Here is a 16,162-nt window from a genome sequence, read left to right on the forward strand (position 1 = left end):
GATGAAAGAAATGTGACAGGCCTACAAAAATCAGGCCTGTCGAATCAAGCGCCGTCTTCGCGGTCAAGACGACCAATATTTAAGACAGGAGCTGCATCAATATGATCAGCATCCAACAGAGCCGCTATTCGCTCTAAAGAAGCAATGGCCATGGACTGTTCCCAATCGTGCATGTCATCAAATTGCTGGGTAAAGCGGTCTTGCTGTGTTGTTGGTGCGCTTTTTAGCAGCTCCAAGCCTGAGTCCGTTAGCTGAACCCACATCTTACGCTTATCCTCTTTCCCGCGCTCTCGCAGTATTAACTGCTTCTTTTCAAGCCTATCAAGAATACTGGTTACCGTTGCCTGAGCCACATTCAAATGACGCGCTAAATCGCCCGTTGTCATAGGCGATCTTTCACGCAACGTTTGCAGCACCATCAACTGTGGCAAGGTTAACCCTGTCGAACGGCTGATATTTTTTTCTTGAATTTCAGTAGCGCGGATGATTTGACGCAAAATCATTAACGCTTGCAGGCTCTTTTCCATAGATATTCAAAGCTTACTATATATTAGGACGCCAAATTATACGCGATATTCTTCTTGGATAGCTACATTTTTATTTATACCTTTCAGATAAATTTAGAAAAGCAAACATTAAATCAAACAAAAAAGCCCACAAAAACAGATTTGATATCTATTTCCAGGTGTGTTTTATAATAAAAGTACTTTGATAATCTAAATATTACACATTTGAAACTATATGACTAAAACATCAACGTGTTCGATTACATTTCGCAAGCCAACAGCATGTGATGGTTTAGCGCTTAATGCGCTTATTGAGCGTTGCCCGCCGTTAGATACAAATTCTGCTTATTGCAACTTGTTGCAAGCTAGCCACTTTGCAGATACGGCCATTATCGCCGTCGATAAAAACAACGCCCTCGTCGGCTCAATAACAGGCTATATGCTGCCAAACAAACCGGACACGTTATTCGTCTGGCAGGTAGCGTTAGCGCCAGAAGCCCGCGGTCAGGGATTAGCCTTATCCATGCTGACTCACTTATTCGACCGTTGCGAGCAGGCCAAGAATATCGAAACAAGCATCTCGCCAAATAATCACGCCTCACAAAAACTATTCACACGTTTTTTTGAGCAACGAGGTTTTTGTGTTGAGCAAACCCCACTATTTGATGAAACGCTGCATTTTGCGGGTCGGCATGAAACAGAGGTGCTATATCGCGCCACATTGCCAAGTGTCGCAACACGCTAACCATCAGCACAACTTGCAGCCCAATTCTTTCACTTTCAAAGGAACGAATCATGACAACATTTACCAACTATGAATCAGAAGTTCGCGGCTATTGCCGCTCATTTCCTGTTACATTTGATCATGCCAAAGGCGCTACTCTTTACAGCGAAGGCCGTGAATATATTGACTTTCTAGCGGGTGCCGGCTCTCTAAATTACGGCCATAACAACCCCGTTATGAAACAGACCTTATTAAACTATATTGAAGCAGACGGCATTACACACGGCCTAGATATGCACTCTGTTGCCAAAGAAGAGTTCATTCGCCTCTTTCAAGAAAAGATTCTACAACCGCGTAAACTCAATGATTATGTTATGCAGTTTACGGGGCCTACTGGCGCTAATGCCGTTGAAGCAGCGCTCAAGCTAGCTCGCAAAGTAAAAGGCCGTGAAAACATCATCGCCTTTACCAATGGTTTCCACGGTGTAACCGCAGGCGCTCTCAGCTGCACAGCAAACCAACACCATCGTGGCGCAGCAGGGCATAGCTTAAACCACGTTGATCGCATGCCCTTTGATGGCTATTTAGGCACAAACACCAATACGCTGGCTTACGTGGACAAGATGTTATCTGATCCAAGCAGCGGCATTGATAAACCCGCCGCCGTGATTTTAGAAACCATTCAGGGTGAGGGCGGATTAAACACGGCATCTGATCAGTGGCTAAAAGGGCTTCGTAAGTTGTGCGATAAGCACGATATGCTGATGATTGTTGATGATATTCAAGCCGGCTGTGGTCGCAGTGGTGACTTCTTTAGTTTTGAAAGCGCAGGCATTCAGCCGGATATCATCACATTATCCAAATCATTAAGTGGATATGGCCTGCCCCTTGCCGTGACTGTATTTCGCAAGTCTATCGATGAGTGGAAACCCGGCGAGCATAACGGTACTTTCCGAGGTAACAACCATGCTTTTGTGACCGCATCAGCCGCCATCGAAACCTACTGGAGCGACGACAGCTTTAGCAAGGAAGTAAAAGCCAAAGCCGATTTGCTTAAAAATCGTCTGCAACAAATTGCCCGTCGCTATGGGCCTGAGTCTCTTACCGTCAGAGGACGTGGAATGATGACGGGCATCGTTTGCCCTAACGAAGAGATCGCCAGCAAGATAGTCGCTCATGCATTTGAACAAAATCTCATTATTGAAACCTGCGGCAACCATGACCAAGTCGTTAAGTGTTTTTGCCCTCTGACAATCAGCGAAGAGCAACTCCTAGAAGGACTCTCCCGCTTAGACAATGCCTTTGCCCTAACAATGGCTGACTATCAGGAAGCACAACAAGCCTCATAAGCGGGCTGTTTGTCCAATTAACACTGATATTCACCCAGAGGAGACACTAATGATTGTTCGCACACTAGAAAACGCAGAAAACAGCGACCGCCGCATTACCGCTGATAATTGGGAAAGCACACGCATGATCCTTAAAGAGGATAACATGGGCTTTTCTTTCCATATAACGACTATTTATGCCAACACAGAAACACACATCTGGTACCAAAACCATCTTGAATCTGTTTACTGCATGTCCGGCGAAGGCGAAATAGAAACCCTTGCCGACGGGAAGGTCTACCCCATTAAACCGGGGACTTTATACGTGTTAGACAAACATGATGAGCACCTTCTACGCGGTACCACTGAAATGAAAATGGCCTGCGTATTCAATCCTCCGCTCAACGGAAAAGAAACGCATGATGAGAATGGTGTGTACCCGTTAGATGCCAGCAGCCTGGGCGCTTAACTTGATTGAGGTCTTTCAAAAAACACCATGACAAACCCAACCGTAGAAAAGATAGGCGGCACTTCAATGAGCCGCTTTAACGAAATTAAACACAATATTTTTTTGCGCTCGCAGCCTGATCAATCTCTCTATAATCGTGTCTTTGTGGTATCGGCCTATGCCGGTATCACAAACCTGCTGCTCGAACATAAAAAAACGGGTGATGCCGGCGTCTATAGCAGCTTTGCAGAAGCCGAAAATGAACACGCATGGCGTAAACATTTATCAAACGTACGCACAGCAATGCTCGCAATTAACACGGAAATGTTCACCGACGAGCTATCGCTGCAGCAAGCCAATCACTTTATCTTAGAACGGCTAAATGATGCAGAACTGTGCATGGAAAACCTGCAGAAACTCTGCGCCCACGGGCACTTCCAAGTAAAAAGCCAGCTCATACGCGTGCGTGAAATGCTAGCCTCCTTAGGAGAAGCTCACAGCGCTTTTAATACCGTGTTAATGCTCAAAGCACAGAAAGTGAATGCCAGAATGATCGATTTAAGCGGTTGGAACGAGCCCGAGCCTCTGCCCTTTGACGCCATGATCGAAAAACACCTGAGCCGTGCACAGCCAGCCAATGAGCTACTTATCGTCACAGGATATACGCACTGCGAAGAAGGTTTGATGCAAACGTTTGATCGTGGCTACAGTGAGATGACTTTCGCTAAAATAGCAACCCACCTTCATGCCCGCGAAGCGATTATCCACAAAGAGTATCACCTAAGCAGCGCGGATCCTGGTGTGGTTGGTGCTGACTGTGTGCTACCGATTGGTCGAACAAATTATGACGTGGCCGATCAACTCTCTAACTTAGGCATGGAAGCGATCCACCCCAAAGCTGCCCGAGGTTTACGCCGACAACAGATACCCTTGCGTATCAAGAATGCCTTTGAACCTGAGCATACCGGCACGTTAATCACTCAAGATTATAAAAACACACGCCCATGTGTCGAAATCATAGCGGGGCGCAAAGACGTCGTGGGGATCGAAGTATTTGATCAAGAGATGCTAGGCACACCAGAGTACGATATTGAGATCTCGCGTTTACTCAACCAGCTCAAACTCTACACAATCAACAAAGATGCCGACGCCAACACCATCACGTATTACGTGACCGGAAATCGGAAAATGATTAACCGTGCCGTCCGCTTAATTGAAGAGCAATACCCATTAGCAGTCGTTGACCTGCATAATATCTCCGTAGTGTCGGCCATTGGCTCAGATATGAAAGTACGAGGTATCTTAGCCAAAACAGTTGCTGCGCTGTCTAACGCCAGCATCAATATCATGGCCTTACACCAATCGGTACGGCAAGTAGAAATTCAATGCATCGTAGCGGAAGAAGATTATGACGCCGCTATTAAAGCATTGCATGCTCAACTGATCGAAGAAGAGAACCACGGCACTGTCATACGCGCCGCTTAATGCCACTCCTCCCAGAGCCCAATGTGGGCTCTATTTCCCCGCCCGCTACTTTTATTCTGCTAATTCTCAGCTATCTTTATTTTTAGAGATTACACTTTTCCCTGAGCATTAAGCCGCATTTGGTGTAATGACAACCCAAATAATGAGGACATAGATGACGACACCTACTACCCAGCCTAGCAGGCCGCATCTAATGCTTCATGAAAGGCCGAAACCGGTTTGGCCTATTATGATGGTCGGCTTCGACCCCGACCTGTGTACTCATATCGCACACCTCTTCTCTGACTATGCTATTTCTGGCCATGTCATCAAGGTAATGCCATGTCATACGCCTGAAAAAGCACTTCAGCAACTCTTAGAGCGCCGCTACGCGCTGGTTATCATTAATGCCGGTTTACTGGACTTAAATGATCCGGACAACTTAGTGCGCGTCATGCGAGAAGACTTCCAGCAATATCACACGCGCTATATTGTAGTGGATAGTGAACCAGGCGAAACACCTATGGCTGAATGGCTGCTGGAAATGCATATTCAGGACTATAGACACCTTCAACACATCAACGACAATGATTGGCTAATGATCGTCACCCAAGCCTGTCAAAATTATCAGTTGAGTATGGCGAACAACCGGCAAGAACGAGGACTGGAAAAGGTCATCAGTGCCACAACCGACTTGCTCAATAAAACATCGTTGCGCCACTTTGCAGAAGGTATTTTGGACCAGCTATCCGCTAGTTTAGGGCTAGATGAAGATGGGTTAATTTGTGTTCAGCGCCGCGTCAGAACCCCGAGCTCGCCCTGCAGTCCGCTTTACATAACTGCAGCTACTGGCCAGCATGCCTCTTTAATAGGTGAGCCACTAAGCCAGCTCGCCGCTCTTGATATACAATCCGCTTTCGAAACCTGTATTGAACAGCAAGGCCCGATATTCGATACCCACTACACAGCACTGTACTACAACAACAGCCACTGGGAAGGGGCTATCTATATAGATTGTGAGTGCTGCCCTAGCGATGATTATCAACAACTATTGGAAATTTTTGCTAGCAACATTTCACAATGTAATGAGCTAATTAGCAAAGTTAACAAGCTGAGTTTTATTGCTTATCACGACACATTAACAAAAGTACCTAACCGAACACGGTTCTTGCTAGAACTGGATCAACGCGCCAAAACCCAAGACGTAAATACAGTGATAGCGCTGATTGATTTATCTCACTTTGCCGACCTTAATGAGGGATTAGGCGTAGAAACGGGTAATAGGCTGCTAATCAACGTGACGGAGCGTCTGCAAAATTACCTTGGCGATACATGCTACATAGCGCGCATCGGAGCCGATGTTTTTGGTCTGATAGGGCAACAACAAGATCTGAATCCCGACAGCATTCGAGCCACACTCTCTACACCATTTGACGTCGGAGAACTCAGTTATTCGATGCGATACAATGTTGGCTTATGCCGTTTGCTCGCAGGGGAAATGACCGGTTTGACCTTGTTAAAACGCAGCTACATCGCACTGGCTCGGGCAAAACGTAATAGCGCGCGTAATTACGAGTTCTTCTTAGAAGAAATGGAATTTGATAACCGTTGGCGTACTGACATTATCAACCAGCTCAAAAATGATTTTTATGAAGGCCACTTATCATTGTGGTACCAGCCTCAAATTAATCTAAAAACAGGAGCTGTCTGCGGCATAGAAGCCCTTGTACGTTGGCCAGATTCCGCTGGCGGCTTTATTCAGCCCCCTTCAGTCTTTATACCCTTGGCTGAATATTCAGGACTCATCATCGACATTGGCGATTGGATATTGGAAGAGGCATGTAGAACATTTGACAAACTAAAGCGACAACAACATACGCTTCAAAGCGTATGCGTGAATATAGGTATTCCACAGTTTAAACAGTTTAACCTCATCAAGACCATTCAACGGCTAACGCAAGAATACAAGTTGCCGGCTGGCACTCTCGTTATTGAAGTAACTGAACAACTCGCTATGCATGACCCGCAACTAGTTATCGAAAACCTGCACACGCTTCAAAAGCTTGGAGTGCACGCCGCTATTGATGACTTTGGCACCGGTTACTCATCATTAAACACACTCCGGCATCTTGCTATCGACCGTCTAAAAATTGATACGCAATTTATACATGAAATTTCCCACTCAAATGCTGAACACGCCCGGCCGCCGTTTGCTGAAACATTAATATCATTAGGGCAAAAGCTAGGGTTAAAATTAGTAGCAGAAGGTGTAGAAACGCAAGCGCAAGCCAACACGCTTCGTCAGATAGGCTGCCATCAAGCACAAGGGTTCTTTTTTGCTAAACCAATGCCATTTGACGAGTTGCTAGACTGGCTCAACGACAACCCATCATTGTCATTTTAAGCATAGGTGATATAAGAATCCGCTGATAAGATTAAGGCTTCTATTCGCTATTTTGGAAGCCTCACATGGAAGTCGACCTCCTTACCCTGCTCATTTTATCAGGGGTTGCTTTGTTAGCCGGTATCGTAGATTCCATTGCGGGCGGCGGCGGACTCATCACTATTCCCGCACTACTGGCCACAGGCATGCCTCCAACAATGGCGCTAGGCACTAACAAACTACAAAGTAGCTTTGGTGCGTTAGCCGCTACCCTTTATTTTGTGAAACGCGGGCTAATCGACCTCGCCTCGATGCGCCTAGCCATTGTTTGCACCTTTGCAGGGGGCGTATTAGGGACAATTTTAGTACAACAGCTTGACCCTAGTTTTCTCAGTAAGCTGCTTCCCCTATTACTGGCCGGTTTTGCTCTCTATTTTCTGTTCTCACCACGCATCAGCGATCAAGATAGCCATCAGCGCATCAGCTCCTTGAGTTTTGCATTAGTGATAGGTACGACCGTGGGCTTTTATGATGGCTTTTTTGGCCCTGGAACCGGCTCTTTCTTCGCTATCGCCTTCGTTTCTTTGTTAGGGTTCGGTATGGCGAAAGCAACCGCTCATACCAAGCTACTAAACTTAACATCCAACCTCGCTTCTCTCTTGTTTTTTGCCATTGGCGGCCAGATTGTCTGGAGTATTGGTTTTAGCATGGCCGTGGGCCAATATATCGGAGGCAGAATAGGTTCAGGATTAGTGGTTAGTAAAGGCGTTAAACTTATTCGACCTTTACTGGTGTGTATCTCAATCGTGATGTGTATCCGCCTACTATGGCAAGATCACCCTCAATGGTTCAGCTGGATCACTGGCTAATGGTCAATTGGATCATATCGCGATTACCTTGCTCATCAACCACACTAATTTGATGCAGCCCCACGCTAGAAAATTGATAGGATAACGCACGCTCGCTGCTCCCAACGTAACGACCATCCACATACCAATCGCGCGCTCCGCTCCCGCCCTGAGCCATTAGATCAGCGCGTAACTCCCCTCCATGCGGTGGTATTTTAACAAGAGCCTTATCCGGCCATGTCGTGATGCGTATCGTTTTTTGTTCAGCGGCAAACAGTGCACACTCGGGGGCTAAGGAAGGCAGACGCTGCTGGTTTCGCCAAAACGTCGGTAGCCAGGGCTCCGCCGCCTCTGGCCAAAGTGCAATTTTCCTCGTTAATAAAGGTGATCGTTTAGCGCACGAGGGATCGACCCGCAGCCCAGAGACAGGATCCACCCAAATTTGAGTAATAAGGCGCTGGGTCGTTAGATCAGGTAGCTCATGCAATGTCGGAGGAACAACGCCCTCTAACACCCATGCCGCATGATGACGTAAGCATTGACCATTCTGATTCTCTGGGCGCGTTAGCGCCGTGCCAGACGGCCAGCAAATCTCTTCTTTTGTAACCCCACTAGGCTTTATGAGACGCCGTTCGCCATCAGACAAGGCACTGTGTACGCGGAACAACAAAGGTGCGGCAGTGTCACGACCAAACTTACCTGGGCTAGGGCTACCATCGGGCCGTCCAACCCATACTCCTATTGTCCACCGAGGTGAGACGCCCATCGCCCAGGCTTCTCGGTAACCGTAACTCGTTCCCGTTTTCCAAGCGAGATTCCATTGTCCCTGTGTTTTTTGATGCATACTACGATACGGGTGCTGAGCGAGCGCATCCCAAATAATCCAGGCGCTGCCCGCTGATAATAACCGGCGTTCCTGCTGAGGTTGCTCTGGGCGCAAACGCGGCTTAATTGCCAACCCTTGGCGGGCAAACGCACTGTATAAACCCACCATTTGCTCCATCTTGACACCCACTCCACCCAGTATCACTGATGGATTAGGATCAGCGCTACCCGGACCAAAGCTTTTCAAGCCACCGTGTTGTAAACGTGTCAAAAAGCGCCCGGCTTCTATAAATTCTATTAACTGAACAGCCGGAACATTCAACGAGCGTTGCAGGGCTTCGGTCGCCGTGACAGGGCCGTTAAATTGACCTGTAAAGTTGTGAGGTCGGTATTGGCTTTTCGATCGAGGCGCATCAAGTAACAACGAATGCGAATGGATTAACCCCTCATCAATAGCCATACCATAGAGAAAGGGTTTGAGCGTAGACCCCGGCGAACGAACCGCTTGTATCATATCTACTTGCCCATGGCGTGTCGCCGACCAAAAATCGCCAGAGCCGATATAGCTTTTAACAGAGCCGTCTCTGTTATCCATTACCATAACCGCCACGGATTGCTCCGGTGAAAGCTGATAAAGATACTGATCAACCAGCGCCTCAAGCTGCAATTGCAGCCCGTAATCAATAGTGGAGTGGATAACATTACACGACGTACATTGCTGATAAAGGCGACGACTCAAGATTGGTGCAACCTTGGGTACCCCTTCTGCAAAAACAAGCAACGGCTCAGCTTGCGCCTCTGCCACCCGGCTTTGGCTCCACACACCGAGCACCGCCATACGAGCCAATGCTTTATTGCGTGCTTTTAAAGCCGCCTGCGGATGCCGATCAGGGCGATAGTCGCTGGGTCTTTGCGGTAAAACAGCAAGTAAAGCGGCTTCGGCATCACTCAATTGGTTGGCTTGCTTGCCAAAAAAAAAGAAACTGGCTGCTTGCACTCCGGACAACATGCCACCAAAGGGCGCTAAGTTAAGGTACAAGTCGATAATTTCGGGTTTGCTGTAGTGCCACTCCAACTGAAAAGCACGCAGCACTTGCACCAGCTTTCCTCGATAACTGCGGTCGTGTGGATGCAACAAACGAGCGACTTGCATCGTTAAGGTGGAGCCACCTGAGACAATGCCCGACGATTGTGCATTTTGCCAAAAAGCACGTACTAAAGAGAATGGGTTCACACCAGGGTGCCAATAGAACCATCGATCCTCGTAGGTAAGCAGCACCTCTAAATAATGAGGCGATATCTCGTCAATACCAACAGGGTAACGCCACTGATCTCCATCACTGGGGAAGGCACGCAGAGGAGTACCATCATCAGCCAACACAAGAGTGCTCACTTGTGGCAACGGTGCTAACGGGTATCGCCAATCTAAATACTTAAGCAGCAAACACCCGAGAACGACCAACCCGATGCTAAGAACGGCTAGGCGTAGCCGCCAGCACCATCCTTCTTTTTTCGGCGTTCCTACCACGTATTACGGAACCTGTACCGTTACCTTACCGGCCTGCCCACCAATGTGGCGATAATCAGGCTTATACATATCTTGCGCAAACGTCGGCGGAATAATAAACGTCCCCGGCGATACTGCGCGAGCTAGGTAGTATAGTTTTGATTCACGACTCCAGTTAATATTTACCGCTGCTACATATCGATCATCTCTAAACTCTTGATGACGAATATCCTGCTGTTGCATCAGTTCAACAATTGACTGACCTCCAATCTTTAAATCTTCCATATCCAAAGAAGTAGCAAGGTTTTGGTTTTCCAATTCAAGCCCTGCAGGTAACAAGTCAACAATCAAGGCATGCGGCATTGGATCATCCGTTTTCGCCGTTAACTCAACAATCACCATATCACCCGTTGCAAGATGAAGCGGCTGTAGTGCGTTTCCATTGGCATCAAAGTACCGGCGTTGAACCCGTATCCCGTTGCTTTGGGCTTTAGGGTTATTCTTAGGGTAGCCACGTAACTGAACATCGACATAAACAGGCCTATCGCCGGCATTAATCAATGTTAGATCGCCAACCGCCGAGGTTCCTGAGCGCTGCTCCCGCCAATCACCTTCAGACTGAATAGCGGACGTACCCGCCCCTTGCAATAAAGTGAGCGCTAGCGGTTCGCCACCCATTATTTGCAGTTGGCGTCCGGCTAAGAAAAGCGCATTTTGTTCTTGGGTGCTCAACCATCGGCGTTTCGTTAGCTGCTCTTTTAAACGATAAAGCAGCGGCTCCCAAAACTCAGCCGGTTGATGGTGCTCAATACTCATAAAAACAGCCAACGCTAAATCTCGCACACGACTGCCATAATCAGAATATCGCCAAGTAGAAGATAGTAAGCGTTCAGAGGCGCTTGCTAGCGCGGCCTGAGCCCGTGTGCTATCACCGGCAGTATCTAGCGCCATTCCTAGCTGCAGTAGCCCAAGACCATTCCATTTATCCCCTCGCTGATCATATATCGTTCGTAGATCAGACAACGAGGCCTGCCCTAAATCAGCTAACACCAGCGCGGCGTACGAACGCACAGCAAAGCGAGTGACCGAATCATCATGAGTATACTCGCTGCTGATCCGCCGCGGATCTCGTACATAGCTTTGTAGGCGCTTCACACTGCGCTCCACATTATGAGCCGGCACGTCATACCCTGCCTGTTGCGCGCGTAACAAGAAATCGGTGACATACACAGTGAGCCAATATTCTTCTGGGCTATCCGCTCCCCATAGTCCAAACCCACCACTACTATTTTGCATTCCCATCAGCCGTTGTATAGCGACTCTCATCGTCTCTTCACGGTGTTCGTTGCTCTCTCCCGTTAAACCCAATTCAAGCAGTAACGCAGGGTCTGTATAAATTTGAGCAAACATTCCACTGGTAGTTTGCTCCAAACAACCATAGGGATAAGCTTTTAAGGCGCGTAAATAAGATGCAAGGTTCAGCGGTGGGCGTGATGAGGCGCTCATGGCTAACGTAGCACTGCTTGGAATCAAAGTATTAAGTGTTGTTTTAGAGAGCACGAGCGACTTTTCAGGTGCAAGACGCTTTTGCCATTGCTCGGTAATGGAGGGCCATGCAGGACGAGAACTCAGTGTCCATTGGCGTGTAAATGAGTGATCGCTGCCTTGCGGTAGATTGGTCAATCCTGTTACCTGAAGAACAATCGGGGTGCGACCAAAAACCTCCGTCGCTTTAACCGGAATTCTTAGCGTCGTCTTTTCTTGATCCGCGAGCGTGATAGCCTTTGTGAGTGGCGCGGCGCCTTCGCTAGACTCTAAGCCTTCACCTAACGTAACTTCTATCGTCATCTGCTGCTCGCTGCCACTTAAATTATCCAAATCTAAAGCAAGCTCTGACTGATCACCTATCGCAAGAAAACGCGGCATCGATAACTGTGTTACTACCGGTGCGGCTACCTGCAGTTCGGCCTCTGCCGAACCAACGTGGTTTTCGCCAAAAGCAACGGCCATTAATCGAACCCGACCATTAAAATCAGGCATGTTTAGCGGTATCTCGGCGTTACCTTGCTCATCTACAGGAATAACACCCGAAAACAAAGAGACTATTTGCACATCGGAAGGTGCTTCCGTTCCACCTCGTTGGAGGTCAGCATCACCACCAAAGCGCAACTCAGCCAACGCACCTTCATCTCCATCGACTAACTCACCATAACTATCACGTACTTGTGGTGAGTAAGCCCGCTGACCAAATAACCCGTCAAAAGGATCCGGCGTTTTAAACCGTGTGATATTGAGCACCCCCATATCAACAGCAGACAATGTCATCTGCACAGCAGAGGGTAATTTGCCACTCGAGGTCGATACCTTCACTGGAATAGTGAGCTGTTTCTCGGGCAGCGCTCGCTCAGGCAGTTCTAAGCTAACCGTTAAACGACGATCCTCTCTGTCTAGCGGTAGAGGCTGTATACCCATCATCCTGCGCGGTAAATGTTCCTCGCGTTCCTGACCTGCTTGTAGCAAGGTGACAGAAATATACAAATCATGCTGTTTCCACTCAGGGCTCATGGTGAACTCAACTGCCCCTCCATCCGCGGGTATATCAATCGGTTGTGAATGAAGCGGTTTATCGCCTTCCACTATTAACCAACCTTTACCTGCTGCTGGCGGTTGCAAACGCACTTTGACCTTATCGCCTGGCATATATTTTTGCTTATCCAGTGACATACCTATTCGATCAGGCCTACCCGATAAGGTTTGTGACTGCTCACTCCAGCCAGCATTAAAACGGTAGTTCGATACCAAGTTGGTGCTAGGGTCTTTAATTTCTAAACGATAATAACCCCACTCGACAGGTACCGATATCGAGGTACTTGAATCGGCATTAATATCAACAATTTGGGAAAAAACGGGATAGTGGCGCTCTGTATAATTGCTACTCCAGCCATCAGAATCGGAATAAACCCAATGGTACTGACGATGCTCACGAATCAGCTGGACTATTACGCCTTGGCGTGCGAATTTATCCACCCCGTTCGTCACTACTAGCTCAAAATTAGCTGTACTGCCGTAATCTACCGTACCCTGCTCAAATAATGGTCGGATGCCTATTAATTCATCGGCCGGCATGACTGTGCTGGTTACACTGCGACTAACTGGCCGGCCTCCTGTATCCAGCAAACTCTCAAACAGCTTTAAGCGCAGTGGGACTTTAGCCTCTTGCCAAAACGAAGGAACACTAACCGTCGCCTTACCCTCTCCATTCAATACAAGCGGATCAAGATCAACTTGTCGATCCAATTCGGTTTGCTGTATATCCCCAAAATGGAATGCCTCAAACGCTCTAAATGGGTGAGGTTCCATTGACGCTATCAGCTTACTCTGCAGCTTATTACCAATAGCCGGAGCCCCATAAAGGTATTGTCCATCAACCTCTAACTTATATTGACTGTCGAGTGATAATTGTTCCGGGGCTTTTAAATCAAGCGTCATCCTTTCAGGCAAAAAATCTTCAACTTGTATTGGGTACTCAACAACTCGACTATCAGGCAACGTCATGGTGATTCGCCATTGCCCAGTCGGTGCATCATTTGTAATCGGAAAAGTCACTTCATAATAATTAAGTGCTGACGCAGCTAGCCGCCTAGTAGCGACAATCCGGCCATCCGGTTGCTGCAATGAAGCTTCTAATGTAGCGCCATTAACCATGTCGCCGTCAGCTCCCCGAAGCAATCCACTGACTGTTACACTTTCACCAGGCCGGTATAAATCACGACTACTATAAAGAAACAATGTTTGTTGATGAGAGGCGTGCCCTGTAACTGGAAACTCAGACAAGTCCAATGCAGGCCCAAAAAGCTTAACCAAAGTCGTGTCTTTACCCGACTGCGCTAACAATAGCTTAGGTTCCGTTTTCAATGCAGACCGCTCAAAGCTTACAACGCCCTCTTTATTAGTCACCTGATCGGCCAGCGCACCACCTTCAGCATCAAGCAAGGTAACGTGAACGCCTTCTTTTTCATCGGCAGAGGCCAGTAAATTAACATGTACATCGATCTGATCTTTAAAGATTTTTAACTGAACCCCCAAATCAGTTACTGCAAACCAAGTGGATGGGTATTGGTAGTCGTAACTTCCCGCAGGCTTCATCACAGTAAGATACACCCCTGGCTTTTGAAGAGGTGCTATTGATTTAACAGGGATATAGCGCGTGGCTTGTTGGTTTTCTAACACTTTAAGATCAAAACGCCCTGTGTACACCAAATCAAATTGCTTTAGGGAATCACGCACACGCCAAAAATCTAATTGACCACGCCCACTATTTTCACTCAAAAAATCGTACAATTTACTTTCAGGAATACGATAAAAATCAAGATCCACCTGACTAACATTAACGGTAAGGACGGGTAAGCCTTTGGTTAATTGATGAGCTAATAAGTTACCTTGATTTAAGAAACCGATCATCGGCTCTAAGGTATCGGTTGTAAAAGAGACGCTTTTATCTGACTCTAGCGACTTACCAAAAGCAGAGGGAAGGCCTTTACGCACAGTGATATGATAGGTTTCATTAGGAGATAAGCCCGGGAAATATAGGACGGTGCGAGTATCGTTAGCGGCCCACTCTCCGCTCAGTGATTCCTGATCATCGGTGGTGACACTTAGCCAATCATTAAACAACTGATCGGAGGGCAAAGGGGTACTAAACGTGACTGCCGCGGCAAGCCGGCCTTGATAGGTTTGTGCACTTACATCAGAAACCACAAAATCAGACTGCTTATATAAAGAATCAGCGGGGTCATCTGACTCTTCATTGGTACTTGTAACCTGATTACTGCCCGCGGCTTGATCATTAACAGCTAAACTCGTGCCTGTACTCTTTGGTAAAGCCTCAGCAGTAACCTGTGGCCCTTCTGATACCACACTAGTGGATGACGACGTCTCATCACCTGAACCATTACAAGCGATCAAAAAGATACTAACGAAACTAATTAGTAGAAAAGCTGTTAACTTCCTTGCGTGGCCTAGCATTAATCACTCCCTGAAAAAGTAGTCTATACAACGAGCGCTAGTATGAAGCGACATAGACCTCTTTCCAAGGAGCAGGTGCTTTTTTATGCCATAATATGGTGCCCTGCATCGACATAAATAAGACTTCCTGTCTGTGCTTTCGCCCAATCACTGATTAAGAAAGCAACCATATGGCCTACATCATCCGGTGTCGCTAATTGGTGTAAGGGGGAATGTTCTATTGCCGCATCCATCAGCAGCGTAAATTCAGCCAATCCAGACGCCGCTCGAGTAGGCATAGGTCCGGGTGAAATGGAGTGTACTCGAATTTTAGATTCACCCAGCTCAGCGGCTAAGTACCTAACTGATGACTCTAAAGCGGCTTTAATTGGTCCCATCATATCGTAATGAGCAACCACTTTATCCGCCCCGTAATAGCTCATAGTTATTAAAGTTCCGCCTCTTTCTTTCATGAGCCGCTCGGCCTGTTTTGCCGAACGTATGAATGAGTGGCATGAGATATCTACCGCCTTACTGAATCCATCCCCTGATGTATCAACTAACCGGCCTTGTAGCTCTGCAAGTGGTGACCACGCGATAGAATGAATAACAAAATCTATTGCGCCCCATTCTTTTTCTGCCGCTTCAAAAACCGCCTCCAACTCACCCGGATTAGATACATCGCACGGCAAAAACAAAGCAGGGGACAGCACATCAGCTAACGGTTGAACATAAGGTTTAGACTTCTCATTAAGGTAGGTAATACATAACTCCGCACCCAGCTCATGAAGCACTTTTGCACAGCCGAAGGCAATGGAGTGACGGTTAGCAATGCCTAATATGATGCCGCGCTTACCCGCTATTGAAAAGCTCATACCTGCCTCCTAATTTATATTGCTGCAGTGCAGTATAAACCTGAATTTATGACAAGCAGTAGACACAAAACAAATAAAGCATCATTAAAAAAGCAATAACCATAAAAAAACCCCTGACTGCAACGCAATCAGGGGTTCGGTATAAAAGCTTGGCGATGACCTACTCTCACATGGGGAGACCCCACACTACCATCGGCGCTAAAGCGTTTCACTACTGAGTTCGGGATGGGATCAGGTGGTTCCACTTCGC

General features: G+C 47.4%; 10 protein-coding genes and 1 rRNA gene. 6 read left to right on the forward strand and 5 right to left on the reverse strand.

Translation table 11 applies throughout. From position 1 onward, the window contains the following. Nucleotides 1-44: 44 nt before the first annotated feature. Nucleotides 45-527, reverse strand: coding sequence for a MarR family winged helix-turn-helix transcriptional regulator (locus BS617_RS13825; protein ID WP_075173348.1), 483 nt, complete (start codon nucleotides 525-527; stop codon nucleotides 45-47). A gap of 214 nt (nucleotides 528-741) precedes the next feature. Here BS617_RS13825 and ectA point away from each other — a divergent pair, with 214 nt between their 5' ends. The 6 genes from ectA (at nucleotide 742) to BS617_RS13855 (ending at nucleotide 7,722) form a co-directional block, all read left to right on the forward strand. Further along, a complete protein-coding gene (gene ectA, locus BS617_RS13830) occupies nucleotides 742-1,251 on the forward strand; it encodes a diaminobutyrate acetyltransferase (RefSeq protein ID WP_075173349.1) in 510 nt (169 codons plus the stop codon). 50 nt (nucleotides 1,252-1,301) lie between these two features. Then, nucleotides 1,302-2,579, forward strand: coding sequence for a diaminobutyrate--2-oxoglutarate transaminase (gene ectB, locus BS617_RS13835; protein WP_075173350.1), 1,278 nt, complete (start codon nucleotides 1,302-1,304; stop codon nucleotides 2,577-2,579). A gap of 49 nt (nucleotides 2,580-2,628) precedes the next feature. Next, nucleotides 2,629-3,027, forward strand: coding sequence for an ectoine synthase (locus BS617_RS13840; RefSeq protein WP_075173351.1), 399 nt, complete (start codon nucleotides 2,629-2,631; stop codon nucleotides 3,025-3,027). Nucleotides 3,028-3,054: 27 nt separating this feature from the next. Then, a complete protein-coding gene (locus BS617_RS13845) occupies nucleotides 3,055-4,491 on the forward strand; it encodes an aspartate kinase (RefSeq protein ID WP_075173352.1) in 1,437 nt (478 codons plus the stop codon). A gap of 154 nt (nucleotides 4,492-4,645) precedes the next feature. Continuing rightward, nucleotides 4,646-6,874 (forward strand): putative bifunctional diguanylate cyclase/phosphodiesterase, encoded by a 2,229-nt coding sequence (locus BS617_RS13850; protein WP_083610048.1) that lies wholly within the window; start codon nucleotides 4,646-4,648, stop codon nucleotides 6,872-6,874. A 65-nt stretch (nucleotides 6,875-6,939) separates the two neighbouring features. Then, on the forward strand, nucleotides 6,940-7,722 hold the full coding sequence (locus BS617_RS13855; RefSeq protein WP_075173354.1) for a TSUP family transporter: 783 nt from the start codon (nucleotides 6,940-6,942) through the stop codon (nucleotides 7,720-7,722). Here the strand turns inward: BS617_RS13855 and pbpC are convergent. The 4 genes from pbpC to rrf form a co-directional block, all read right to left on the reverse strand. After that, nucleotides 7,712-10,054 (reverse strand): penicillin-binding protein 1C, encoded by a 2,343-nt coding sequence (gene pbpC, locus BS617_RS13860; RefSeq protein ID WP_139303169.1) that lies wholly within the window; start codon nucleotides 10,052-10,054, stop codon nucleotides 7,712-7,714. The two genes, BS617_RS13855 and pbpC, sit on opposite strands and share 11 nt — an antisense overlap. A gap of 3 nt (nucleotides 10,055-10,057) precedes the next feature. Next, nucleotides 10,058-15,058 (reverse strand): alpha-2-macroglobulin family protein, encoded by a 5,001-nt coding sequence (locus BS617_RS13865; RefSeq protein WP_075173355.1) that lies wholly within the window; start codon nucleotides 15,056-15,058, stop codon nucleotides 10,058-10,060. Between the two features lie 83 nt (nucleotides 15,059-15,141). Next, nucleotides 15,142-15,912 (reverse strand): enoyl-ACP reductase FabI, encoded by a 771-nt coding sequence (gene fabI / locus BS617_RS13870; RefSeq protein WP_075173356.1) that lies wholly within the window; start codon nucleotides 15,910-15,912, stop codon nucleotides 15,142-15,144. A 147-nt stretch (nucleotides 15,913-16,059) separates the two neighbouring features. Next, nucleotides 16,060-16,162: ribosomal RNA gene (gene rrf / locus BS617_RS13875) — 5S ribosomal RNA — on the reverse strand; the annotation flags it as partial.

This window comes from Neptunomonas phycophila, assembly GCF_001922575.1.
Classification (GTDB): domain Bacteria; phylum Pseudomonadota; class Gammaproteobacteria; order Pseudomonadales; family Balneatricaceae; genus Neptunomonas; species Neptunomonas phycophila.

Excerpts from the sequence above, each read along its gene's own strand:
- BS617_RS13825 (WP_075173348.1), bottom strand. The coding sequence starts at position 527 with ATGGAAAAGAGCCTGCAAGCGTTAATGATTTTGCGTCAAATCATCCGC.
- ectA (WP_075173349.1), top strand. The coding sequence starts at position 742 with ATGACTAAAACATCAACGTGTTCGATTACATTTCGCAAGCCAACAGCA.
- ectB (WP_075173350.1), top strand. The coding sequence starts at position 1,302 with ATGACAACATTTACCAACTATGAATCAGAAGTTCGCGGCTATTGCCGC.
- BS617_RS13840 (WP_075173351.1), top strand. The coding sequence starts at position 2,629 with ATGATTGTTCGCACACTAGAAAACGCAGAAAACAGCGACCGCCGCATT.
- BS617_RS13845 (WP_075173352.1), top strand. The coding sequence starts at position 3,055 with ATGACAAACCCAACCGTAGAAAAGATAGGCGGCACTTCAATGAGCCGC.
- BS617_RS13850 (WP_083610048.1), top strand. The coding sequence starts at position 4,646 with ATGACGACACCTACTACCCAGCCTAGCAGGCCGCATCTAATGCTTCAT.
- BS617_RS13855 (WP_075173354.1), top strand. The coding sequence starts at position 6,940 with ATGGAAGTCGACCTCCTTACCCTGCTCATTTTATCAGGGGTTGCTTTG.
- BS617_RS13865 (WP_075173355.1), bottom strand. The coding sequence starts at position 15,058 with ATGCTAGGCCACGCAAGGAAGTTAACAGCTTTTCTACTAATTAGTTTC.
- fabI (WP_075173356.1), bottom strand. The coding sequence starts at position 15,912 with ATGAGCTTTTCAATAGCGGGTAAGCGCGGCATCATATTAGGCATTGCT.